We start from the raw sequence: 23047 nt of genomic DNA, 5'->3' as shown, positions 1-23047 counted from the left end.
TCTTTATCGGCGCTTGGGTGAAAGGAGGAGGGTGAAAATCTCCCACGGTCTGCACTGCGCTAACAGTCAGAATCGAGCCTTGTCCCTCCTCCTCCCTTCAAGTCCTACCATACAAGCGAGCCTGCTCGCGAAGAGGCCGGCACAGACAACCCATCACTGTTTCATTGAGCTGAGTCAAAAGACCGGATCAGCTGGCTTCGTACCATAGGGCATCAGATTTTTCTTATGTCCTTTCGGAGCCCCCATGAACAAGTCCTTGCTCAGCGCCTCGCTGTTTGCCCTCGCGCTCGCAGCCCCGCTCGCTCACGCCCACGAGGCCGGCGACATTCTGATCCGCGCCGGTGCTATCACCGTCAACCCGAAGGCCGACAGCTCCAGCGTCAAGGTCGATCAGGGGCCGTTGAGCGGCGCTAATCTGGGCGGCAAGGCGACCATGAGCAGCGACACCCAACTGGGCCTGAACTTCGCTTACATGCTCACCGACCACGTCGGCCTCGAACTGCTCGCGGCCACGCCGTTCGAGCACGACGTCAAGCTCAAGGGCACCGCCCTGCCGGCTGCCAATGGCAAGCTCGGCACCCTGAAACATCTGCCACCGACCCTCAGTGTCGTGTACTACCCGCTGGATTCGAAATCGGCGTTCCAGCCCTACGTCGGCGGCGGCATCAACTACACCTGGATCTATGACGAACACGTCGGCAGCGAAGCCAGCGCCAACGGTTTCAGCAACTTCAAAGCAAAAAACTCCTGGGGCCTGGCCTGGCAGGTTGGCGCCGACTACATGCTGAGCGACAACATCATGCTCAACGCCCAAGTGCGTTACATCGATATCGACACCCGCGCCACCGTCGAGAACAACGCCGTCGCGCCGGGCACTCGCGCTCGGGTCAACGTCGATGTCGATCCGTTCATCTACATGGTCGGTTTGGGCTATAAGTTCTGAGTCGATTGACCGAACGTTCACGTGGTGGTGAATGAGGCTTTGTGGCAGGCAGGCCTGGAACTGACGACGACGGTACGCCGTTGATCGGGGGACAATGTCCCCTTGCTACCGGGATGGATTGTTTGTTCCGGCCGTGAAAAAGGCGCCTGTTGCAGGGCGCCTTTTTCATGTCTGGGGATTGTGGGTGAGTTCGAAATCCTCGCCCCTCACCCCAGCCCTCTCCCGAGGGAGAGGGAGCCGATTTGGGGGTTTTTCAAAACCTGAGTTCGGCTCGGTGTTTCAGGTCGGCATAACTCGAAAGAACAACTCGGTCAGTCCCCTCTCCCCTTGGGAGAGGGTTAGGGTGAGGGCTTTTTCAGCCACGCCCAAGCAACCGCGCCAATCCCACACTCATCGGCGTCTGCGGCGGCATTTCAAACCGCTCCAGCAGTCGCCGGTTATCCGCCTGCGAATGGCGAATGTCACCCGCCCGCGCCGGGCCATAACTGATCGGCGGCAGTTCACCAACCACCACTTTCAATGCTTCCAACATCTGCTTGAGACTCATCGACTGGTTCCAGCCAACGTTCACCGCGCCCACCTGCACATCAGGCTTTTCAATTCCCTGCACCAACAGAATGACCAGATCCTCGACATAGAGAAAATCGCGGGTCTGCTCGCCATCGCCAAACACGGTGATCGGCAGGCCTTGCTGCGCGCGCTCGCTGAAAATGCTGATCACCCCGGAGTACGGCGAGGACGGATCCTGGCGCGGACCGAAGATGTTGAAGAAGCGGAAGATCACCGGTTCCAGGCCATGCTGACGGCGATAGAAATCGAAATACTGCTCACCGGCCAGTTTGTCCGAGGCATACGGCGTCAGCGGGGCTTTCGGCGTGTCTTCGTTGATCGACTCGCCCTCGCCGTTGTTGCCATAGACCGCCGCACTGGACGCGTACAAAACTCGTTTGACCCCGGCCAGACGCATCGCTTCGCAGACGTTCAGCGTACCGATGAAATTGCTCTGGTGAGTTTTCACCGGATCGTCCACCGACGCCTGCACCGACGCCACCGCCGCCAGATGGGCGACTGCGCTGCAGCCGTGCATGGCTTGCGCCACCAGTGCCGCATCGGCGACGTCGCCGACGATCAGTTCAACCTTGGGATTATCCAGCGGCAAGTTGCTGCGTTTGCCGGTCGACAAGTCGTCGAGCACCCGCACCGAATGGCCCTTGGCGAGCAACGCGTCGGTCAGGTGCGAGCCGATGAAACCGGCTCCGCCGGTGATGAGAACGATACCTTCAGCCATGACGGTAGAACCTGTCCAGTAAGCCCGGGAGGGCGGCACGCCAGGCGCGCGGCTTGATCCCGAAAGTGTGCAGAATTTTCTTGCAGGCCAGCACCGCGTGTTGCGGCTCTTCGGCAGCGTCGGGCCGTGCGGCGTGTGCCTGAGCGGTCGGCGCTTCGATGGCCAGCGCGTGCAGGCTGCGTGCTTCGGTGAGAATCGCCTGGCCCAGCGCCAGCGGCGTGGTCGCTTCGTGGCCGGCGTAGTGATACGTGCCCCACAGCGGCGCCGCGCAATCGAGCTGCTTGAGTACCGAAATGATCACCCGTGCAGCGTCGTCAACCGGGGTCGGGTTGCCGCGGCGGTCATCAGCCAGCAGCAACTCTTCCGGTTGCTCGGCGCGGGCAAGAAAACGCCCGAGGGTGCCGTCCGGGCTGTCATCGAGCAGCCAGCCGAAACGCAGCATTACATGCTGCGGGCAGGTGGCGCGTACGCTCTGTTCGATACGCCATAAGGCCTGGCCACGCAGGCCCAGCGGCACCGGCTCGTCTTTTTCGCTGTAGGCGGTGGCGCGCGAACCGTCGAACACCCGATAGCTCGACGGCTGCACGAGGACGATGTTGTGGTGCTGGCACAGTTCGGCGAGGCGCTCGATCGCGCGTTCCTGCCCGGCCATGCGGGTTTCGCTGACGGTCTCGGCCTGGAACCAGTCGAAATAGTAGGCGAGGTTGATCAACGCATCGGGACGGGTGTCGTCCAGCAGTTGCGTCAGGCTCGCGGCATCCCAGCCGTTTTCGGGCGGGCGGGGGGCGAGGAAACCGATGTCTTCCTCCGCACCGAGGCGAATCAGCGCCTGCCCAAGGGCATTTCCGCCGCCCAGTAACATAAGGCGCATTCGCATAGAGTCAGCAGGCCCAGTCTGATTGGAACGATGGCTTTAGCGACGGATCTCGTGGAACCGTCGCCAATAATTGCCGGAATCGTTGCATTTTGCGGGTTTAGTGCGCAACCGTCATCCGTAATGTGTAGTTCCGCAGATTTGCAGGGTCCTGACCGGCCCCTTCGCGAGCAGGCTCGCTCCCACAGTTGAAATGCGGTCCCTGTGGGAGCGAGCCTGCTCGCGAAGGGGTCCGAACGGTACTTGCATCTTCCCTCCCCCGCCCGCATAACTTTATCCATGAATCTGCCCCTACCCGCCGACAGCGCTCTGGCCGGCTTCCACCCCGCCGTCAGCGCCTGGTTCAGCCACACGTTCCCGGCGGTCACTGCCGCCCAGGCCCGTGCCTGGCCGTTGATCCGCCAGCGCCGCTCGACGCTGATCGCCGCGCCGACCGGTTCCGGCAAAACCCTGACCGCGTTTCTCGCCGTACTCGATGATCTGGTTCATCGCGGTTTGGAAGACCCCCAAGGCCTGCCCGATGAAACCCTGGTGGTTTACGTTTCGCCGCTCAAAGCACTGTCGAACGATATCCAGATCAACCTGCAAAACCCGCTGGCCGGCATCACCGAACAACTGCGCCAACTGAGCCTGCCCGAGTTGCAGATCACCACGGCGGTGCGCACCGGCGACACTCCGCAAAAAGACCGCGTGGCCATGCGCAAGACCGCGCCGCATATTCTGGTGACCACGCCGGAATCGTTATACGTGCTGCTCGGCTCCGAGTCGGGGCGCAAGATGCTCGGCACCACGCGCACGGTGATCATCGATGAAATCCACGCGATGGCCGCCGGCAAGCGCGGCAGTCATCTGGCCCTGAGTCTGGAGCGCCTGCAAGCCTTGTGCAGCGAACCGCTGACGCGCATCGGCCTGTCCGCCACGCAGAAACCGGTCGAAGCCGTAGCGCAATTTCTCGTCGGCCATGAGCGGCCCTGCGAAATCATCGATATCGGCCACGCCCGCCCACGGGATCTCGGCATCGAGGTACCGCCGGTGCCGTTGTCGGCGGTGATGGCCAATGACGTCTGGGAGCTGGTCTACAACCGCCTCGCCGATCTCGCCCGCGAGCACCGCACCACGCTGATTTTCGTCAATACCCGGCGCCTGGCCGAACGCCTCAGCCGGCATCTCAGCGAACGCCTCGGCAAACACGCCGTGGCGGCGCACCACGGCAGCCTCGCCAAGGAGTTTCGCCTCGATGCCGAGCAGCGGCTCAAGCGCGGCGAGTTGCAGGTGCTGATCGCCACCGCGTCGCTGGAACTGGGCATCGATATCGGCGAAGTCGATCTGGTCTGCCAGATCAGTTCGCCGCGCTCGATTGCCGGTTTCCTGCAACGGGTCGGCCGCTCCGGCCACCAGGTCGGCGGCACGCCGAAGGGACGGTTGTTCGCCACCACCCGTGACGATCTGATCGAATGCGCAGCCCTGCTCGACTGCGTGCGCCGTGGCGAACTCGACACTTTGCATATTCCACAGGCGCCGCTGGATGTACTGGCACAGCAGATCATTGCCGAAGTCAGCTGTCAGGAGTGGTCGGAAGACGCCTTGCTAGCCATGTTCCGCCGCGCCGCGCCTTATCGCGACCTCGACGAAAACCACTATCAGGCACTGCTGAGCATGCTCGCCGAAGGCTACAACGGCCGCCAGGGCATCCGCAGCGCTTATCTGCACCGCGACGCCGTGAGCCGCACCTTGCGCGGCCGACGCGGCGCGCAACTGACCGCGGTGACCAGCGGCGGGACGATTCCGGACAACGCCGATTACAGCGTACTGCTCGAACCGCAGGGCCTGAACATCGGCAGCGTCAATGAAGACTTCGCCGTCGAGAGCATTGCCGGCGACGTGTTCCAGCTCGGCAATACGTCGTACCGCATCCTGCGCGTGGAAGCCGGCAAGGTGCGCGTCGAGGATGCTCACGGCCAGCCGCCGACCATCCCGTTCTGGCTCGGCGAAGCCCCGGGGCGCAGCGATGAGCTGTCCGCCGCGGTGGCACGCCTGCAAGCGCAACTCGACGAACTGCTCGGCGCCAGCCCCGGCGATCTGCAACCGGCGCTCGACTGGCTGACCCAGACTCTGGGCCTCAACCGCGCCAGCGCCGAACAACTGGTCGAATATCTGGCCCGCGCGCGGCAGACTCTTGGCGCACTGCCCTCGCAGGACACGCTGCTGATGGAGCGGTTTTTTGACGAATCCGGCGGCACGCAATTGATCATCCACACGCCGTTCGGCAGCCGCATCAACCGCGCCTGGGGCCTGGCCCTGCGCAAGCGTTTCTGCCGCACCTTCAATTTCGAACTGCAGGCCGCCGCCAGCGAAGACGCGATCGTGCTGTCGCTGTCGACCAGTCACAGCTTCGAACTCGATGAGGTCTGGCGCTACCTGCACAGCAACAGCGCTGAACACATCCTGATCCAGGCCGTGCTCGACGCGCCGTTGTTCGGCGTGCGCTGGCGTTGGAACGCCGGGGTCGCGCTGGCGCTGCCGCGGTTTACCGGCGGGCGCAAAGTCGCCCCGCAGTTGCAGCGCATGAAAAGCGAAGACCTGATCGCCAGCGTGTTTCCCGACCAGATCGCCTGCCTGGAAAACCTCGCTGGCGAACGAGAAATTCCCGATCACCCGTTGATCGAACAGACCCTCGACGATTGCCTGCACGAAGCGATGGACAGCGAAGGCTGGCTCACGCTGCTGCGACGCATGGAACGCGGCGAGGTGCGCCTGATCAGCCGCGACCTGCCAGCGCCCTCGCCGCTCGCCGCAGAAATTCTCAGCGCGCGGCCGTACACCTTTCTCGATGACGCGCCGCTGGAAGAGCGCCGCACACAAGCGGTGATCAACCGGCGCTGGAGCGATCCGCAATCGACCGATGACCTCGGTGCGCTGGACGCCGACGCAATTGCCGCCGTGCGCGAAGAGGCCTGGCCGACGGCGAACTCGGCGGATGAAATGCACGAAGCGCTGATGAGCCTCGCCTGCATCAGCGCAGCGGAAGTGGCCGCCAATGACGGCTGGCGCGAGTGGCTGCAGACCTTGGCCAGCAGTGGCCGCGCGTGTTGTCTGCAGGTCGATGCCGAGCATTCTTTGTGGCTGGCCCGCGAACGGTTGACCTGCCTGCAAGCGCTTTATCCACAGACCACGCCGCATCCCGAGCTGGACGCATTACCGGGCTTCGACGCAGCGTGGAGTTTCGATGACGCCTTGCTTGAAGTGGTCCGCGCGCGCCTCGCCGGGTTCGGCCCGCTGCCGTTACTCGCCATCGCCCAACCGCTGGCGTTGCCGACTGCGCAGGTCGCTCAAGCCCTCGCCCGACTGGAGCGCGAAGGTTATGTGCTGCGCGGCCAGTTCACGCCGAATCTTGATAGCGAGGAATGGTGCGAACGGCATCTGCTCGCGCGCATCCATCGCTACACCGTCAAGCGTCTGCGCCGGGAAATCGAACCGGTGGCGTTGCAGGATTTCATGCGCTTTCTGTTCGACTGGCAGCACCTGTCAGCCTCGACGCGCGGCCAAGGCAGCGCGGTGTTGCCGGCGATTGTCGGCCAGTTCGAAGGCTACGGGGCGGCGGCTTCGGCGTGGGACAGCGACATTCTGCCGGCACGGCTCAAGGACTATTCGCCGAGCTGGCTGGATGATCTGTGCCGCAACGGCAAACTGGTGTGGACGCGCCTCAGCGCTCGGCAAAAGGTCAGCGGCACGGCGTTGCGCAGCACACCGATCGTGTTGCTGCCGCGCAGTCAGGTCGGCTTGTGGAGTGCGCTGGCCGAACAGACGCCGATAGACGAACTGTCGCCGAAAACCCGCAAGGTGTTCGACGCCCTGAGCCAGCACGGCGCGTTGTTTTTCGATGAGCTGATTCACGAAGCGCACCTGCTGCGCAGCGAACTGGAAATCGCCTTGCAGGAGCTGGTCGGCGCCGGGCTGGTGAACGCCGACAGCTTCGCCGGCCTGCGCGCACTGATCACTCCGCCGAGCAAGCGCCAGCAGCGCAGCAGTCGGCGCGGGCGCGGCGCGTTTGTCGGCGGCATGGACGATGCCGGACGCTGGGCCTTGTTGCGGCGCGGTACGGCTGTGGATAGCAACCAAACGCTGGAGCATGTCGCCATGACGTTGCTGCGCCGCTACGGCGTAGTGTTCTGGCGCTTGCTTGAACGTGAGGCGGACTGGTTGCCGAGCTGGCGCGAATTGTTGCGCACATTCCATCGGCTCGAAGCGCGTGGCGAGATTCGTGGCGGGCGCTTCGTCAGTGGTCTGGCGGGCGAACAATTCGCCCTGCCCGAGGCGATTCCCCTGCTGCGCGAAGTGCGTCGACGCCCGCACGACGGCAGCCTGGTAATGGTCTGCGGGGTCGACCCGTTGAACCTCGCCGGGACCTTGTTGCCGGGGGTGAAAGTGCCGGCGCTGGCGAGTAATCGGCTGGTGTATCGCGATGGGGTTGCGGTGGCGGCAATGATTGCCGGCAAACAGCAGATCTGGGTAGAGCTGGATCAGATAGCGGCGGAGCAGTTGCACAGCAAGCTGATCCGGCATTGAGGGTGACTGTTATGGCCCTATCGCGAGCAGGCTCACTCCTACATTTGGAACGCGTTCCCCTGTAGGAGTGAGCCTGCTCGCGATGAGGCCAGTCGCGCCCCACAAATCTTGCGTCAAGTTCGCGACTCCTGCGGCACCTCCGCCCCGGCAACCTCATCCACTGCCTGACGCTTCGGCAACACCACCTGCTGTGGATAAGTTTGCGCAAAATGCACATTCGCGGTGTTATCCACAAGCTTCTTCAAACGCTGGTTGAACGCCCGGCTCACCGCATATTGCCCGCCCGACACCGTGCGAAATTGCGCGGTCAGCACCACGCCGTTGAGGTCCATCCTGTCGACCCCGAACACATCCAGCGGCCCTTGCAGGTTGTACTTGAGGAACGGGTCTTCGCGGATCGAATCACCGGTCTCGCGGATCAGTTCGATGGCCTTGTCCACGTCGGTGTCATAGGTGAACTGCACTGAGAAAAACGCGAAGGCGAACTGCCTCGATTGATTGGTTACCGCTTTGATCTGGCCGAACGGCACCGAGTGCACGAAGCCCTTGCCGTCACGCAGGCGCAGGGTGCGGATGGTCAACCCTTCGACCGTACCGGCATGCCCGGAATCGAGCACCACCCAATCGCCGATCGACAGGGTGTCTTCGATGATGATGAACAGCCCGGTGATCACATCCTGGACCAATTGCTGCGAGCCGAAACCGATCGCCAGACCGACCACCCCGGCCCCCGCCAGCAATGGCGCGACGTTGATCCCCAGATTGGCCATGGTGGTGATTGCGCAGATCACCACCAGAATGATTTTGATCGCATTGCGCAGCAGCGGCAGGATGGTTTTCACCCGCGTGCTCGGCTGGCGCGCTGCGCGTTTGCTAAGCGGCGGTTTCAGCGCTTCCTGAATCGCCGTGTCCAGCACCACCCACAGCAGCCACGTCACCAGAAAGATCAGGCCGATGCTGCTCAAGGCTTCGCTGATCGCCCGGCCCACCGCGCTGCTCTGGGCAAAATCGAGCAGTGACACGCCCCAGATCCGCCCGAGAATATCGAGGAAGGCAATCGCGATGACGATCCGCAACAACGCGTGCAACAGGCTGAGAAAACGTTCCTTGTAGGCGCTGCTGCGCTGGATCGCTTCGGCCTTGCGCGACTTGAACAAGTGCTGCAGCACGGTGCTGAGAAACACCGTGCCGATCAGCAACACCGTAGTGAACAAGGCGCAGCGCAGGGCTTTCTGGTTGTCCTCGCCGATGCCGATCAGGCTGACCGCCGAGACCAGCACCATCAGCACGATCGGCCAGTACCACAGCCCGGAAAAAATCCGCAGCGACTCTTGCAGTGACGGCTGTTTCAGGCGCTGGCTCAGCGAGCGGTTGCGGATCAGATGCGCCACCGGGCGGCGCAGGCGGATCACCAGCAAGCCGAAGATGATCGAAGCGATCAGGCCGGTGAACACGGCGATGCTGCTGGTGATGTTGCCGCCCAGTTGCCGGGCGATCTGCGGGCTGGTCAAGGCATCGCTGAGCGCGGCGAGGAAGCCGATCAGGAACAGCGGCCGCGGGCAGTATTGGCGGATGATTCGCGCGGCGGTGCGTTTATGTCCGACATTGAACACCACGACCACGCACAGCAACATCGAGGTGGAAAAGATGCCACTGCTGGTCGCGTAGGCCAGACACAGCGCCAAGGCGCGGCCCACCGAGGCTTGCAGAAAGTGGCTGACGTACAGGGTCAGCGGCAGGCAGATCAGTGCTGGCACGGTGTACGGCAGCAGATAACCGAGCAGGTCCTGACCGCGCTGGCGCGTGCGCAGCCAGCGGCCTTCGCGCAGGCGTTTGGTCAACAGGCTGCCCAGTACGGTCAGCACGGCAAAGCTGCCCAGCCAGACGCCGGACAAGGTGAGGAAATCCCCGGCAACGCTCCAGCCTGAACGGTTGGAGGGTTGCTTGACCAGTTTGTCGACTTCATCGGCGGCGCGGTCAGCGCGCAAACGCCAGGCGTCGACCAGATCTTCGTTGAGGTCGAGTTTTTCCTGCACGTCATCGATGCTGGTACTGATCGCGCCGAGCAACCCGCCCTGCACCAGCGGCTCGGGTTCGGCGGCTTTTTCGCTGGTTTCGGCGCTGGCCGGAACGCCCGGTAACGCAGCAGCTTCGACTTCACTGGCGCCGAGAAACAGCAGCGCTCCCAGCACAATGGCGATCCTGAACCTGGTCAACACGCGGAACTCCTGTGGGTGAACCTGTAAGGAACTGATCGGTAATTGCGCGGCAAGTTCAAGTGCCCCCCTCACCCCAGCCCTCTCCCCCAGGAGAGGGAGCCGACCGAGTTGCATGACCAAACTCACCAACTGCAAGTCTTGAGTCGAACTCAAGTCCTGAAGACCATGAAGATCTGCTCCCTTTCCCCCTCGCCCCCTTGGGGGAGAGGGTTGGGGTGAGGGGGTAAGCTCTTGATCTTTGCCCCCTCAGGCGACCGCCGGTAACACCGCCGAAACTTTCCCGCCCCCGCCGCAGTCATCACAGAACACCGGCAACACGAGGACTTTCTACGGGAGGATGGGATGGCGGCGATTCACATCGGTATTTCAGGCTGGCGCTACGCCCCGTGGCGCGGGGACTTCTACCCGAAGGGGCTGGCGCAGAAGCGCGAATTGCAATTCGCCTCGCGCGCCGTCAACAGCATCGAAATCAATGGATCGTTCTACGCCCTGCAACGGCCGGAACGCTACGCCCAGTGGTACGCCGAAACTCCGGAAAACTTCGTGTTCAGCGTCAAGGCGCCACGCTTCATCACTCATGTGCGGCGCTTGCGCGAAATCGAAAAACCGCTGGCGAATTTCTTTGCTTCGGGAGTGCTGGAACTCAAGGAAAAGCTCGGGCCGATCCTCTGGCAGTTCCCACCCAATTTCAAGTTCGAGCCTGAGCGCTTCGAACACTTCCTCGCGCAATTGCCGCGTGACACCGAAGCCGCCGCCGCACTTGCCCGCCAGCATGATGAGCACCTGCGTGGCCCGGTCAGCGTCAAAGCCTGGCGCAAAAAACCGCTGCGCCATGCGGTAGAAATCCGCAACGACAGCTTTATCGATCCCGAATTTGTACGCTTGCTCAAGCGCCATAACACCGCCCTGGTGATCGCCGACACCGCGAATAAATGGCCGTACCGCGAAGACGTCACCAGCGATTTTGTCTACCTGCGTCTGCACGGTGCCGAAGAACTCTATGCCAGCGGCTACAGCGCCGAGGCCCTTGAACGCTGGGCCGAGCGCATCGATGCCTGGCACCATGGTGGGCAACCGAAGGATGCGCAGTTGATCGCCCCGCGCCTGAAACCGCGCGCGCGCAAATCTCGTGAAGTGTTCTGCTATTTCGACAACGACATCAAGGTCCGCGCACCCTACGACGCACGCAACCTGTTGCAACGTTTCGATCTGGATAAAGACCTTGCCACCGTCCCCGGCGATCCCGCTGGCGAAGGAGTGTTGGCATGAGTATTCCAGAACCGGTCGGCTTCACCGATGAGGGCTCGGTAAGCGCGCCTTCGGTACGCACCTTCACCGTGCTGACGGTCAACACGCACAAGGGTTTCACCGCGCTCAACCGGCGTTTCATCCTGCCGGAGCTGCGCGAAGCGGTGCGCAGCGTCGCCGCCGATGTGGTGTTTTTGCAGGAAGTCCACGGCACTCACGAACATCACCACAAGCGCTTCGACAATTGGCCGACGATGCCGCAGTACGAATTTCTCGCCGACAGCCTCTGGCCGCAGTTTGCCTACGGGCGTAATGCAGTGTACCCGGATGGCGACCACGGCAACGCGCTGCTGTCGAAATTCCAGATCATCCGTCACGACAATCTCGACGTGTCGATCAGCGGCCACGAGAACCGCGGCCTGTTGCATTGCGTGCTGCGCTTGCCCGGCGACGGCGCCGAGGTGCATGCGATCTGCGTGCATCTGGGCTTGCGCGAGAGCCATCGCAACGCGCAACTGGATCTGCTGATGCAGCGCCTGGCCGAGTTGCCGCAGGACGCGCCGGTGATCGTCGCCGGCGATTTTAATGACTGGCGCCAGCGCGCCGATGCGCAGCTCCAGCCGTGCGGCTTGCGCGAAGTGTTCGCCGAACATCAGGGCAAACCGGCACGCAGCTTTCCGGCGCGCCTGCCAACCCTGCGCCTGGACCGCATCTACGTGCGCAACCTCAAGGCCAGCCAGCCGAAAGTCCTCGCGAACCGGCCCTGGTCACACCTTTCCGATCATGTCCCGTTGTCGGTGGAGATCCAACTATGAGCAGCTCGCCACTGGAGAAATCCGCCGTGGAGCCGATGACCATCACCCCGCCGGTCCGCGAGCCCGGCCACGTCGATGTGGAGTACCGCTGGCACGGCGGTAACCGCATCGAATTGCTGGAGAACGGCGAAGAATATTTCCCGCGGGTGTTCGAAGCGATGCGCGCGGCGAAAAGTGAAATTCTCCTTGAGACGTTTATTGTTTTTGAAGACAAGGTCGGCGCCGAGCTTCAGGAAATCCTCATTGACGCCGCGCGGCGTGGCGTGCGCACCACGGTGAGCCTTGACGGCTTTGGCTGTGGCGAGCTGAGCACCGGCTACCTCACTGCACTCAGCGACGCCGGCGTGCATTTGCAGATCTTCGACCCGGCGCCCAAACATCTGGGCATTCGCACCAACTGGTTTCGCCGTCTGCACCGAAAGATCGTGGTGGTCGACGGCACGATCGCGTTCATTGGCGGGATCAACTTCTCCGGCGATCACCTGGCCGATTTCGGCCCGGAAGCAAAGCAGGACTACTCGGTGGAAATCCAGGGCCCGGCCGTCGCCGATATTCACCACTTCGCCCTGCTGCAAAGCGGTCGTCCGGGACGGGCGAAATTCTGGTGGCAGCGCCGGCGCCAGCGCCGCGCCGAAATGGCTTTCAACGACCACGACGGCCAGGTGCGCCTGGTGTTTCGCGATAATGACCAGCACCACACCGACATCGAAGACGTGTATTTGCAGGCGCTGCGCCACGCCAAACGCCGGGTGGTGATCGCCAATGCCTATTTCTTCCCCGGTTATCGCCTGCTGCGCGAGATCCGTAATGCCGCGCGCCGAGGGGTTGAGGTACGGCTGATTCTGCAAGGTCAGCCGGACATGCTGGTGGCCAAGATCGCCGCGCGCATGACCTACGATTATCTGCTCAAGGCCGGTGTGCAGATTCACGAATATTGCCAGCGCCCGCTGCACGGCAAAGTCGCGCTGATGGACGAAGAGTGGAGCACCGTCGGTTCGAGCAATCTCGATCCGCTGAGCCTGTCGCTGAACCTTGAAGCCAACGTGCTGATCCGCGACCGCGCGTTCAACCAGCAACTGTTCGAACGCCTCGAAGACCTCAGCCGCAACCACTGCAAAGCCATGGACCCGGCGAAGCTGCCGCGCGGGCGCATCTGGCACATGACCGTGGGTTTTCTGGTGTTCCACTTCCTGCGGCACTTCCCGGCCATGGCCGGCTGGCTGCCGGCACATAAACCAAGGCTCAAGCCATTTCGAGGGAACCTGACATGAGCCATTCCGAAACGCATTCGGCCGACCACTCGGCGCCGGCACAACATTCGAAATGGAGCCGCTGGAAGCGTCCGCTGACGCTGCTGTTCTTTCTCGCCCTGATCGTCTTGCTGACCATGTTCGCCATGCGCATCGAATGGGCCGAGGTCCTGCAGACCCTCGCCGACTTCAAGGTGCGCACGCTGATCATCGCCGCCAGCCTGACCCTGCTGAGTTTTCTGGTGTACGCCAGTTTCGACCTGATCGGCCGCACCTACATTCGTCAGGATCTGACCTGGAAACAGATCCTGCCGGTGGGGATCATCAGTTACGCGTTCAACCTCAATCTCAGCGCTTGGGTCGGCGGCATCGCCATGCGCTATCGCCTGTATTCACGACTGGGAGTGAGCAAAAGCAACATCGCCAAGATTCTCGGCCTGAGCCTGGCGACTAACTGGTTCGGCTACATGACCATCGCCGGCGTGGTCTTCACCAGCGGCCTGGTGAGCATGCCACCGGGCTGGAAAATCAGCAGCACCGCGTTGCAGGGCATTGGCGTTTTGCTGTTGCTGGTGAGCGCTGGTTATCTGGCCGCGTGCCGCTTTTCCAAACGCCGTGAATGGTCGATTCGCAACGTCGAAATCAACCTGCCGTCGCTGCGCATGGCGGTCTTGCAACTGTTGCTCGGCGCGTTGAACTGGTCGCTGATGGCGGCGGTAATTTTCACCCTGCTGCCGAGCAAGCTCGATTATCCGTTGGTGCTGGGCGTGCTGCTGATCAGCGCGATTGCCGGGGTTATCACGCATATCCCGGCCGGACTTGGCGTGCTTGAGGCGGTGTTTGTCGCGCTGCTGCAACACGAGGTCTCGCGCGGCAGTCTGGTGGCGGGATTGCTGGCGTATCGGGCGATCTATTTTCTGCTGCCGTTGCTGATTACGCTGGTGATGTATCTGGTGGTGGAGGCGAAGGCCAAGGCGTTGCGGATCGAGAAGAAGCCTTCCTGAGATTGGTGAAGCTGATGGACCCTTCGCGAGCCTGCTCGCGAAGAGGCCAGAAAACCCAGCACATCACCTGGACTGGATAATGCTCAACCGCTCCCCGACCACCATCTCGGTAATCCAGTCCACCAGAATCGAGGTATACGCCTGCTGCGACACCGGATCGCTCAGCGCGTGATCGGCGCCGTCGATGATCCGGTGCGTCAATGAATGGGTCTGCTGACACGCCGCGCGATAACTCATGATCGTCGCGTGCGGGACGAAGTCATCGGTTTCAGATTCCACCAGCAACACGTCCCCGGTGAATTGCGAACAGGCATGCAAGGCGCGGTTGCTGTCCGCGCGCACCAGCGTGCCGCGATAGTCACGCAGGTCTGCCTTGTCCAAGTCGCGCTTGGGCGTGTGCCATTGCTCGTCGCGGTATAGCGCCGGCACCCGCAGCGCCAACCAGCGCACCGGACGCAACGAAGTGAGGATCGAGGCCAGGTAACCGCCGTAGCTAGTGCCGACCACGGCGATCGCCGAGGTGTCCAGTGCCGGATGCGCCAGCAAGCGATCGTAGGCGGCGAGCAAGTCGCGCAGATTGTCTTCACGCGTCACGCGGCTCAGCGGAATACCGGTGCCGCCGGTATGCCCGCGCAAATCGAACGTCAGGCACACGCACCCCAGACCGGCGATGCCCTTGGCGCGTTCAAGATCACGCTCCTGACTGCCGCCCCAACCGTGCACGAACAGCACGCCGGGCACTTTCGATTTGGGACTGAGAAAAGTCCCGCTCATCTGTTCATCATCAATGTCGATTTGAATGCTTTCGCTTCTAGCCGTCATAGGATTTGACCGTTACATATTTGAGGAGAAATTCGCTGTTCTCGGCGGGGCCGCGATAGACCTCGATGGCGTCCGCCGGCAGCGCCTGATCGATGTAGGTTTCCACCGAAGAGACGCGGATCGCACGCATCCCCGGATCGTTGACGAAACTCTGCAGCGCCGCGACTTCAGCACTGCTCGCACCGCCCATGCGCCAGGATTGCTCAAGCACACCACTGCGCGGGTTGCCACTACTGTCGAGGCCTTGGGCAATGTCGTAATTGCGCCGTGAGGCAAAGAAGCGCGGGTAGGCTTCATCAGCGGCGCTGTCGAACACTTGGGCCTGTTCGATGGCCAGACGCACGTCGTCAGGCAGATCCAGCGCCAGCAACGCTTCATAACCGCCCTGTACCACCAGCAGATTGGAGCCGCCGTAGACCTCTTCGCCCTGACCATCCTCGGTCAGGTATTGATCGCCGCAGTAACTCAGCACCTTGCCGCCGATGAACGACTGGCCGACGCTGTGGGTCACGACTTTGCTCAAGTCCTGCTCCAGGACCACGCCTTCGCTGAACAGCTTTTGGGCGTCGGGCCGGGCGAGGATTTCATCGAAGGCGTCGAGGCTTTTGATCACTTCCTGGCCGCGACCGGCGCAGGCATGAATCGGTTTGATGCGGATCGGCCCGGCATACAGCAGATGCTCGGCGGCCGGCCGTGCATCTTCCAGGGCGAATACGCTGAGGCCGTCGAGCACGACATTACGCACCCGCTCGGAAAACAGTGGTGACCAGCCCGGCGGCGCGTGGGCCAAGTGGCTGCGTAAACCATGGCTGATGGCTTTGGTGCAGATGAAATCATGTTCGACGTAGCCGCCCCACAGATCGTCCGGGCCGTTGATGCCCAGTTCCTCGGCGTGGGCGACGCCGACGATGGTTTGCGTGGGTAATAGATACAGGTCGCGGCCGCGGTGTTTCTCCGCATCGTAACTGCCGCCGAATTTGCACCCGAGAATCTGCGCCAGCCAGCGCGCCAGGGCTTTGTTGGTCTGGACTTCGTGTTGCGGCGCGTCGGGACGCACCGAATGAGCGACAACAATTTTCTTGCGCGGTGTCGGGGTCATGCGTTCCCCTTCTGGTTCAATGGTTTCCAGTTGAGAGGTGCAGAGATCAGGCCAATCGCTACACGCGGCAAAGCTTCTAAAAATCAATTACTTAAGAGAAAAGTACTGGCACCGCGCCTGTTTCAAACTGCACGACAGCGCAAAAAATCCCGGCAAATTGCACGATCTCCAATATCGCACTGCACCCGTAGGAGTGAGCCTGCTCGCGATAGCGATTTATCAGTCGCAACCGTATTGAATGACCCACCGCCATCGCGAGCAGGCTCACTCCTACATTGGATGGTCGTTGGTTTGACTAACGGGACAACCCAAACCGCGCCCGATAATCACTCGGCGTCAGCCCGGTAATCTTCTTGAAAATCGCCCGAAACGCGCCGGGGTCCTGATAGCCCACCGTCCACGCAATGTGATCGATCGTGCCGTTGCTGAACTCCAACATCTCCCGCGCCTTGCCCACCCGCAAATGTTGGCAATACTCAGTCGGCTTCAACCCGGTCGCGGCACGAAACCGGCGCAAAAACGTGCGCTCCTCCAACACTGCGCGCTCAGCCATTGCAGCTAACGAAACATCCGTCGCGCCGGTGCTTTGCAGCCAGTGCTGGACCTTGAGAATCGCCGCGTCGCCATGGCTGAGAATCGGCGCGAAGTTGCTGCCGCAGGCGCTGGCGCTGTCGCTGTGCTCCATCACCAGAAAATGCGCGGTGCGAGTGGCGATGCTCGGGCCGAGCAAGCGGTTGACCAGGCGCAGGCCCAGCTCCGACCAGGCCATCAGCCCGGCCGTGGTGATCAGATCACCATCATCGACAATCGGCGTGTCGGCCTTGAGCTGGATCTTCGGGTAGCGTTCACTGAAGCCCTGCGCCGCGGTCCAGTGCACCGTGGCGCAGCGGCCATCGAGCAAGCCGCTTTCGGCGAGCATCAGCGAACCCACACAGACGCCGCCCAGCGTTGCCCCGCTTGCGTGCTGATCCCGTAACCATTGCATCAGCCGAGTCGGCATTTGCGCCGCCGAAAAACCACTGATCGACGGCGGAATCAGCACGGCCTGCAAAGTGGCTTCATCACCCGCGAGACTGGCGTAGATCCGCGTCGGCGGCAGATCACCTTCGGCCTGCCAATGGCTGACCCGCAGCATTGGCAATTTTGCGGTCTGCTGTTCCAGGGCAATTCGGTTGGCCACCGCAAACAGGTCAGTCAGCCCATGCACGGCCGCCATCTGCGCGCCGGGATAAATCAGCACACCGAGTTCAGCGATGGCGGCGTTTTCTGCGCCCATTGTCAGTTTTCCCCTGTCTATTGTCGGTGCGGCCAATCCTCGAATCGCTGGACAGCGCCAATACTGGAGTCACTTCCAGCCAATACATCGAGGACACACCCATGGCCAAGCAAGCGCTCATCGTAGTCGATATCCAGAATGACTACTTCCCTCAAGGCAAGTGGCCGCTGGCCGGTGCCGACGCCGCTGCCGACAATGCAGCCCGACTGATCGGAGCCTTCCGCCAGGCGGGCGATTCGGTGGTGCACATTCGCCACGAATTCACGTCGGTTGACGCGCCGTTTTTCACCCCGGGTTCAGACGGCGCCAAGTTGCATCCGAAAGTGCTCAACCGTGCCGACGAACCGGTGGTGCTCAAGCACTTCGTCAACTCGTTCCGCGAAACCGAGCTGAAATCGGTCCTCGACGAAAAAGGCATCACCGACCTGGTGGTGGTCGGCAGCATGAGCCACATGTGCGTCGATGGCATCACTCGCGCAGCAGCAGACATGGGTTACAGCGTCACGGTGATTCACGACGCTTGCGCCAGCCGCGACCTGGAGTTCAACGGCCTGACCGTACCGGCCGCGCAGGTGCACGCCGCGTTCATGTCGGCGCTGGGTTTCGCTTACGCCAGCGTGGTGTCGACTGAGCAATTCCTCGCTGCGTAGGGTTGAGCAATATTCAGTAAAACTGCTTCGTGAAGAAAGGGCCCGCCGCGCTGCGGGCCTTTTCTTGCCTGTCATGAAAATCTCACGCGTGAGCCATTGATGGCACTTTGAATTGGTTGTAGTGTGGCTCACGCGTGAGCATTCATAACCGAGTCCTGCCATGAAAAGCCGTTCCCCCACCTCGACGTCAGAAAGTCCCAAGGGAGAGCGTGCGAAAGCGTCCGCAAAAAAGCCGTCGAGCTTTTATATGAAGCAGATGCGCGCGGGCCTGGCCGCTGCTGGTTATGTGAAACACGAAACTTGGGTGCTTCCGGAAAACCGAAGCTTGCTCAAGCAAATGGAGCAACAGCTACGCCAACCGATTCTGGCTGGCTCATTCATGTCGGAGAATTACATGAGCGCAGGCAACAACTGGACCATCGATAGCCTCTTCAACGCCCTCAAGGCTCTGGACGAGGTGGCTTCGCAAGAAATCACGCTGTCGCTGATCCAGAGCTCCGAGCCGAGCATCAAGCTGGAAATGAACGAATTCGGCGGTCTGCCGATTCACATCGCCCTGGCCGGCCAGCAGATCATCGTCGATACCGTGCTGGTGGACATCGATTCGATCAGCAACGTCCAGGCCTTCAACGACGCCGTGCTGCGCAGCCGGGAAATGTTCCCGCTGTCGTCGATCGGCATCGAGTCGATGCCCAACGGGCAGACCGTTTACAACATGTTTGGCGCCCTCAGCGCCGATTCGAGCCTGACCAACATCGTCACCGAGGTGAAAACCCTGGTCGACAACGTGCAGCGCGCCAGCGAAGCCTTCGAACACTTCTTCAAGTAATCAACAGGGAATATCCAATGACTCAGTCCATCTGGAGCAAGTTGTTCACCGCACTGCGCGGCGGCGCCAATGAAGTCGGCGAAGCCATCGCCGACCAGCAGGCCCTGCGCATCCTCGACCAGGAAATCCGCGACGCTGACACCGCGCTGTCCAATGCCCGTCGCGAACTGGTCACCATCATGGCCAAGCACAAACTGGCCGCCGACCGCGTCAGCGAGTACGACGCCAAGATCAAGGACCTCGAAGCCAAGGCTGTCTCGGCGCTGAACGCCGGTCGTGAAGACCTGGCGCTGGAAGTCGCCGAAGCGATCTCGACCCTGACCAATGACCTGAACGCCGAGAAGAAGCTTAGCGATGAATTCGGCGCCTACGCCGACAACATGCGCAAGGACATCAGCAAGGCCGAGTCGCGGATCAAGAGCCTGCGCCAGCAAGTGGACATGGCCAAGGCTCGTGACAGCGTGCAAAAAGCGCAGGTCAGCGCTTCCATCGCCAGCGGTGGCGCCAACGGCAAGCTGGAAACCGCCGTCGGCACCCTGAACCGTCTGCAAGCCAAGCAGCAGCAACGCGCCGCTGAACTGAGCGCTGCCGACGAACTGGCCGACGCTTCGACCGGCAACGATCTGGAACGCAAACTGCGCGACGCCGGCATCACGCCGAACGAAGGCAGCGCCAATGCCATTCTTGAGCGCCTGAAGCAGAAGTCCGCTCAATAAGGCCTGCGCATCAAACTTGTGGGAGCGAGCCTGCTCGCGAAAGCGTCGTGTCAGTCGGCTTCAATGCTCACTGACACGCCCTCTTCGCGAGCAGGCTCGCTCCCACACGATTTACCGATGTAATTGCCGCTGCTGCTTCACCGTTGCGCCCGGTACACTAGCGCCACTTTTTCGCCAACGAACACGTCCACCCGCTTCAAGGAACGTACCCATGGGATGGTTTAAAGATTTGCTGGGCACCAGCAACTGGCAGACGGCTGCGCCAACTGCAAACGTGGCTAGCGGCCCGCTCGGTATGGCGCAGGGCAAAGGCGTGCGTTTCGACACGACTCTGGCCTTGCTGCTCGAGGGCTCGACTTCGGTACGGGTGCCCTTTGATCAGGCAGTCTGGAGCGCGGGCTGGGTCGACCTCGGCCAATCCAACAAACTGCACCGCTATTACATGAACGACGAAGATTTCTGGGTGCAGATTCATGTCACCGGTGAAGACCAGATCGAATCCGTCACGCTGTTCAATTACCTCAGTTACGTGACCGTCAACAGTGATGCCGAACTGCAGCGTCTGGCCGGCCCGAACAGCCAGATCGGTTTGCCGAACTACACCCACGAAGGCGTCGCCTACACCCGCGAATGGGGCACCGAACAGGGCCAGACCGAGCTGGTACCGATGACCGAACACGTGGTCAACCCGGACGAAAGCTACACCATCAACCACCATTCGATGCTCTACGCGCGCGACACCGGCTTGACCGATCGCCGCGAATTGCTGCTGTTCTCCGTCGAACAGGACGAAGAAGGCACCGTCAGCCTGAGCACTTCGCTGGGCATCTCGCTGTACACGACTGATTTGAGCGCCATTTAAAAAGGAAGTTTTTCATGCTGGAAGTGTTGGCCGTTTCCCTGAACAAGACCGCGCTGGTCGGTTTCGTCGTCTACTTGATTGGCGCCGTGCTGCTGTTCATGCTGTTTCAATTCGTCTATACGCGCATCACTGCGCACAAGGAATTCGAGCTGATCCGCGCCGGCAATACCGCCGCCGCTATCGCACTGTCCGGCGCGATCATCGGTTTCGCCATCCCGGCCAGCAACGTGATCGCCTATTCGGTCAACGTGCTCGACTTCATTCTCTGGGCGGTCATTGCCGCGGTCGTGCAATTGCTGGCGTTCGTCGCGACAGGGCTGGTGCTCAAAGGCACCTCTCAGCGCATCGCCAATGGCGAAGTTGCCGCCGGTATCTATGTCGCTGCGGTGGCGATCAGCGTCGGCATGCTCAATGCCGCGTGCATGACCCCGTCCAACTGATCGGCAGGAAGCCTTCGATGAAACGCAGCACATACGTTCAGTTGTCCCTCGCCGCCTCGGTGGCCATGGCCATTTCCGGCCAGGCGAGCGCCGCCGATCAACCGCGCAACTTCACCAGCGTCGAGCAATGCGTCGATGCCGAAGTGGCCGCCGATGTCTGTTCCAACGCCTACGTCGCGGCATTGACCGAACACCGCCGCATCGCGCCGGCGTACGACAACAAGGCCAAGTGCGATGCGGATTTCGCCGCTGACTGGTGCCAGAAAAATTCCGACGGCCGCTTCGTGCCGAAACTGGGCGGCTTCAAGGTCCCGCAAAACGGTGAAGCCGAACAGAACCTCGATGCCATCGCCAATGCGCAGATGCCTGCCGGTGACAGCACCGCACAGAATGCGCAAAGTACTTCGCACTCTTCCGGTGGTGGTGGCGGCGGTAATGGCTGGTTGACCGGTTGGTTGATCGGCAACGCCATGAGCAACAACGCTAATCGCACGGTCTATCGCGATCGCGACAGCCGCCAGACCTACAACACCTCGACGCAATATCGCCGAGCCGAAACGACGGCGCGCAGCCAGCCCGATTACGAAAGCAGCAAGAGCAAACCGGTCAACGTTGCCTCTTCGACCTCCCGTGGCGGCTTCGGCAGCCAGTCCAGTGCCCGCAGCGGCTGGGGTGGTTGGGGCAGCAGTTCCGGGCGCTCGAGCAGCTGATCATGAAGAAGATTGCCTGCGCCGAGCGGCCCGACTGGAAGCGCACCGCCGAAAGTCTCGGCTTTATGTTCCATACCATCGACGACGAGCCGTACTGGGACGAAAGCGCGTATTACCAGTTCACTCTGGCGCAGATCGAAAACGATCTCGAGGACCCGACCACCGAACTGCACGAGATGTGCATGGATCTGGTCGACCGCGTTGTGCACAGCGAAGAACTGCTGGATCGCCTGAGCATTCCGCCCTCGTACTACGACCTGATCCGCACCTCCTGGCTGGAAGGTCATCCGCATCTGTACGGGCGCATGGACTTTTCCTACAGCGGTAACGGCCCGGCTAAACTGCTCGAACTCAATTACGACACGCCGACCAGCCTCTACGAAGCCGCAGCATTTCAGTGGGGCTGGCTGGAACAGTGCATCGAGCGCGGCACGCTGCCGCGCCATGCCGACCAGTTCAACAGCATCGACACCAAGCTGCATCAGGCCTTCGCCGAACTACAGCTCAAGCGTCCGTTCTATTTCGCCTCGATGAAAGATTCGGTCGAAGACAAGGGCACCACCGATTACCTGCGGCTGATCGCGGAAAAGGTCGGCATCGAGTCGCGGCACATCGATATCGAAGACATTGGCCTGACGGCCGAGGGTCGCTTTGTCGACCTCGAGGATCGCTGGATTCCCCACCTGTTCAAGCTGCATGCCTGGGAATTCATCTTCCACGAACCGTTCGGCGCAGCGATTGCTGAATGCGACACGCAGTTTTTCGAGCCGGCGTGGAAGGCAATTCTATCCAACAAAGGCGTGTTGCCCTTGTTGTGGGAGATGCACAAAGGCCATCCGAATCTGCTGGCGGCGCATCTCGATCCGAATCCGCATAGCGCAGTGCCGAAAGGCTGGGTGCGCAAGCCGTACTTTTCCCGCGAAGGCGCCAACATCGAGCTGCAAACCGCCGAAGGGATGATCGTCAAAGAGGACGGGCCCTACACCGATGCGCCATTTATCCTGCAGGAGTTTGCGCCGTTGCCGAAGTTTGGCGACAGCTACACGCTGATCGGCTCGTGGGTGATTGGTGATGAGGCGGCGGGGATTGGGGTGCGTGAGGACAACAGCCTGATCACCAAGGATTCGAGCCGCTTCTTGCCTCACCTGATCCTCGACTAAAACACCATTCCCCATGTAGGAGCGAGCAGGCTCGCTCCCACATAGGATTGAGGGTTACCGCAGATTCCGGACACGAAAAAGGCCCGTCGCGCAATGCGACGGGCCTTTTCATTTACAGCGGATGCAGCGGCAAATCAGAACGGTTCTGCTTACCAAAAAAACGTCAACAGAAAAATTCTCTTTTTAGATCAATGCAATATAAATCTAACACGTGCCAGCTTCAAAAAAATTGTAAACATAACCAGGATCTAAGGGTGTGTTGTTTACATTTTCCTG

General features: G+C 61.4%; 19 protein-coding genes. 13 read left to right on the top strand and 6 right to left on the bottom strand.

Annotation, left to right across the window (positions count from 1 at the left end; translation table 11 throughout):
- Positions 1 to 244: 244 nt before the first annotated feature.
- Positions 245 to 943, top strand: a complete 699-nt coding sequence (locus V6F91_RS25640; RefSeq protein ID WP_332769375.1) for an OmpW/AlkL family protein — start codon at positions 245 to 247, stop codon at positions 941 to 943.
- Between the two features lie 355 nt (positions 944 to 1298).
- Here V6F91_RS25640 and V6F91_RS25635 read toward each other — a convergent pair whose 3' ends face one another.
- Together V6F91_RS25635 and V6F91_RS25630 are read right to left on the bottom strand one after the other, a co-directional pair.
- Entirely contained in the window at positions 1299 to 2231 is a 933-nt protein-coding gene (locus V6F91_RS25635) for an NAD-dependent epimerase/dehydratase family protein (RefSeq protein ID WP_332769373.1), read from the bottom strand.
- Positions 2224 to 3108: a sugar nucleotide-binding protein gene (locus V6F91_RS25630; protein ID WP_332769371.1), complete on the bottom strand. Its 885-nt coding sequence runs from the start codon at positions 3106 to 3108 to the stop codon at positions 2224 to 2226. The genes V6F91_RS25635 and V6F91_RS25630 overlap by 8 nt, the downstream gene beginning before the upstream one ends.
- 276 nt (positions 3109 to 3384) lie before the next feature.
- Here V6F91_RS25630 and V6F91_RS25625 point away from each other — a divergent pair, with 276 nt between their 5' ends.
- Positions 3385 to 7671 carry a DEAD/DEAH box helicase gene (locus tag V6F91_RS25625; protein WP_332769369.1) on the top strand — a complete coding sequence of 1429 codons (4287 nt, stop codon included), beginning with the start codon at positions 3385 to 3387 and terminating at the stop codon, positions 7669 to 7671.
- 113 nt (positions 7672 to 7784) lie between these two features.
- Here V6F91_RS25625 and V6F91_RS25620 read toward each other — a convergent pair whose 3' ends face one another.
- Positions 7785 to 9887, bottom strand: a complete 2103-nt coding sequence (locus V6F91_RS25620; RefSeq protein ID WP_332769379.1) for a mechanosensitive ion channel family protein — start codon at positions 9885 to 9887, stop codon at positions 7785 to 7787.
- A gap of 345 nt (positions 9888 to 10232) precedes the next feature.
- Here V6F91_RS25620 and V6F91_RS25615 point away from each other — a divergent pair, with 345 nt between their 5' ends.
- From V6F91_RS25615 to V6F91_RS25600, 4 genes are read left to right on the top strand one after another with little or no spacing between them, the layout of a single operon-like run.
- Positions 10233 to 11159 (top strand): DUF72 domain-containing protein, encoded by a 927-nt coding sequence (locus V6F91_RS25615; protein WP_332769367.1) that lies wholly within the window; start codon positions 10233 to 10235, stop codon positions 11157 to 11159.
- Positions 11156 to 11953: an endonuclease/exonuclease/phosphatase family protein gene (locus tag V6F91_RS25610; RefSeq protein WP_332769366.1), complete on the top strand. Its 798-nt coding sequence runs from the start codon at positions 11156 to 11158 to the stop codon at positions 11951 to 11953. Before V6F91_RS25615 ends, V6F91_RS25610 begins: the two co-directional genes overlap by 4 nt.
- Positions 11950 to 13224: a cardiolipin synthase ClsB gene (gene clsB, locus V6F91_RS25605; protein WP_332769365.1), complete on the top strand. Its 1275-nt coding sequence runs from the start codon at positions 11950 to 11952 to the stop codon at positions 13222 to 13224. Before V6F91_RS25610 ends, clsB begins: the two co-directional genes overlap by 4 nt.
- A complete protein-coding gene (locus V6F91_RS25600) occupies positions 13221 to 14207 on the top strand; it encodes a lysylphosphatidylglycerol synthase domain-containing protein (RefSeq protein WP_332769364.1) in 987 nt (328 codons plus the stop codon). The genes clsB and V6F91_RS25600 overlap by 4 nt, the downstream gene beginning before the upstream one ends.
- A 63-nt stretch (positions 14208 to 14270) precedes the next feature.
- Here the strand turns inward: V6F91_RS25600 and V6F91_RS25595 are convergent, their stop codons facing one another.
- The 3 genes from V6F91_RS25595 to V6F91_RS25585 all read right to left on the bottom strand — a co-directional run bounded on the left by V6F91_RS25595 (position 14271) and on the right by V6F91_RS25585 (position 17404).
- A complete protein-coding gene (locus V6F91_RS25595) occupies positions 14271 to 15029 on the bottom strand; it encodes an alpha/beta hydrolase family protein (RefSeq protein ID WP_093097875.1) in 759 nt (252 codons plus the stop codon).
- On the bottom strand, positions 15019 to 16128 hold the full coding sequence (locus V6F91_RS25590; RefSeq protein WP_332769362.1) for a DUF3182 family protein: 1110 nt from the start codon (positions 16126 to 16128) through the stop codon (positions 15019 to 15021). Before V6F91_RS25590 ends, V6F91_RS25595 begins: the two co-directional genes overlap by 11 nt.
- A gap of 295 nt (positions 16129 to 16423) precedes the next feature.
- On the bottom strand, positions 16424 to 17404 hold the full coding sequence (locus V6F91_RS25585; protein ID WP_332769360.1) for a GlxA family transcriptional regulator: 981 nt from the start codon (positions 17402 to 17404) through the stop codon (positions 16424 to 16426).
- A 101-nt stretch (positions 17405 to 17505) separates the two neighbouring features.
- On the opposite strand from V6F91_RS25585, the gene V6F91_RS25580 reads away from it, so the two are divergent.
- The 7 genes from V6F91_RS25580 to V6F91_RS25550 all read left to right on the top strand — a co-directional run bounded on the left by V6F91_RS25580 (position 17506) and on the right by V6F91_RS25550 (position 22771).
- Positions 17506 to 18054 carry a cysteine hydrolase family protein gene (locus V6F91_RS25580; RefSeq protein ID WP_332769358.1) on the top strand — a complete coding sequence of 183 codons (549 nt, stop codon included), beginning with the start codon at positions 17506 to 17508 and terminating at the stop codon, positions 18052 to 18054.
- A 160-nt stretch (positions 18055 to 18214) separates the two neighbouring features.
- The gene (locus V6F91_RS25575; RefSeq protein WP_332769356.1) at positions 18215 to 18883 is read left to right on the top strand and encodes a YjfI family protein; all 669 of its coding nucleotides are present in this window, start codon (positions 18215 to 18217) and stop codon (positions 18881 to 18883) included.
- Between the two features lie 17 nt (positions 18884 to 18900).
- Positions 18901 to 19599 (top strand): PspA/IM30 family protein, encoded by a 699-nt coding sequence (locus V6F91_RS25570; protein ID WP_090286755.1) that lies wholly within the window; start codon positions 18901 to 18903, stop codon positions 19597 to 19599.
- A 211-nt stretch (positions 19600 to 19810) separates the two neighbouring features.
- Positions 19811 to 20461 (top strand): DUF2491 family protein, encoded by a 651-nt coding sequence (locus V6F91_RS25565; protein ID WP_332769353.1) that lies wholly within the window; start codon positions 19811 to 19813, stop codon positions 20459 to 20461.
- Positions 20462 to 20475: 14 nt separating this feature from the next.
- A complete protein-coding gene (locus V6F91_RS25560) occupies positions 20476 to 20901 on the top strand; it encodes a DUF350 domain-containing protein (RefSeq protein WP_093097853.1) in 426 nt (141 codons plus the stop codon).
- Between the two features lie 17 nt (positions 20902 to 20918).
- Entirely contained in the window at positions 20919 to 21611 is a 693-nt protein-coding gene (locus tag V6F91_RS25555) for a DUF1190 domain-containing protein (protein ID WP_332769350.1), read from the top strand.
- A gap of 2 nt (positions 21612 to 21613) precedes the next feature.
- Positions 21614 to 22771 carry a glutathionylspermidine synthase family protein gene (locus V6F91_RS25550; protein WP_332769348.1) on the top strand — a complete coding sequence of 386 codons (1158 nt, stop codon included), beginning with the start codon at positions 21614 to 21616 and terminating at the stop codon, positions 22769 to 22771.
- Positions 22772 to 23047 lie beyond the last annotated feature (276 nt).

Source organism: Pseudomonas koreensis, from assembly GCF_036668835.1.
In the GTDB taxonomy this organism is placed as follows: domain Bacteria; phylum Pseudomonadota; class Gammaproteobacteria; order Pseudomonadales; family Pseudomonadaceae; genus Aquipseudomonas; species Aquipseudomonas koreensis_I.
This window is presented reverse-complemented; position numbering and strand designations above follow the sequence as displayed.

What these genes read in the sequence shown, in the direction of transcription:
- V6F91_RS25640 (WP_332769375.1), top strand. Translation starts at nt 245, where the DNA reads ATGAACAAGTCCTTGCTCAGCGCCTCGCTGTTTGCCCTCGCGCTCGCA.
- V6F91_RS25635 (WP_332769373.1), bottom strand. Translation starts at nt 2,231, where the DNA reads ATGGCTGAAGGTATCGTTCTCATCACCGGCGGAGCCGGTTTCATCGGC.
- V6F91_RS25630 (WP_332769371.1), bottom strand. Translation starts at nt 3,108, where the DNA reads ATGCGAATGCGCCTTATGTTACTGGGCGGCGGAAATGCCCTTGGGCAG.
- V6F91_RS25625 (WP_332769369.1), top strand. Translation starts at nt 3,385, where the DNA reads ATGAATCTGCCCCTACCCGCCGACAGCGCTCTGGCCGGCTTCCACCCC.
- V6F91_RS25615 (WP_332769367.1), top strand. Translation starts at nt 10,233, where the DNA reads ATGGCGGCGATTCACATCGGTATTTCAGGCTGGCGCTACGCCCCGTGG.
- V6F91_RS25610 (WP_332769366.1), top strand. Translation starts at nt 11,156, where the DNA reads ATGAGTATTCCAGAACCGGTCGGCTTCACCGATGAGGGCTCGGTAAGC.
- clsB (WP_332769365.1), top strand. Translation starts at nt 11,950, where the DNA reads ATGAGCAGCTCGCCACTGGAGAAATCCGCCGTGGAGCCGATGACCATC.
- V6F91_RS25600 (WP_332769364.1), top strand. Translation starts at nt 13,221, where the DNA reads ATGAGCCATTCCGAAACGCATTCGGCCGACCACTCGGCGCCGGCACAA.
- V6F91_RS25595 (WP_093097875.1), bottom strand. Translation starts at nt 15,029, where the DNA reads ATGACGGCTAGAAGCGAAAGCATTCAAATCGACATTGATGATGAACAG.
- V6F91_RS25590 (WP_332769362.1), bottom strand. Translation starts at nt 16,128, where the DNA reads ATGACCCCGACACCGCGCAAGAAAATTGTTGTCGCTCATTCGGTGCGT.
- V6F91_RS25585 (WP_332769360.1), bottom strand. Translation starts at nt 17,404, where the DNA reads ATGGGCGCAGAAAACGCCGCCATCGCTGAACTCGGTGTGCTGATTTAT.
- V6F91_RS25580 (WP_332769358.1), top strand. Translation starts at nt 17,506, where the DNA reads ATGGCCAAGCAAGCGCTCATCGTAGTCGATATCCAGAATGACTACTTC.
- V6F91_RS25575 (WP_332769356.1), top strand. Translation starts at nt 18,215, where the DNA reads ATGAAAAGCCGTTCCCCCACCTCGACGTCAGAAAGTCCCAAGGGAGAG.
- V6F91_RS25570 (WP_090286755.1), top strand. Translation starts at nt 18,901, where the DNA reads ATGACTCAGTCCATCTGGAGCAAGTTGTTCACCGCACTGCGCGGCGGC.
- V6F91_RS25565 (WP_332769353.1), top strand. Translation starts at nt 19,811, where the DNA reads ATGGGATGGTTTAAAGATTTGCTGGGCACCAGCAACTGGCAGACGGCT.
- V6F91_RS25560 (WP_093097853.1), top strand. Translation starts at nt 20,476, where the DNA reads ATGCTGGAAGTGTTGGCCGTTTCCCTGAACAAGACCGCGCTGGTCGGT.
- V6F91_RS25555 (WP_332769350.1), top strand. Translation starts at nt 20,919, where the DNA reads ATGAAACGCAGCACATACGTTCAGTTGTCCCTCGCCGCCTCGGTGGCC.
- V6F91_RS25550 (WP_332769348.1), top strand. Translation starts at nt 21,614, where the DNA reads ATGAAGAAGATTGCCTGCGCCGAGCGGCCCGACTGGAAGCGCACCGCC.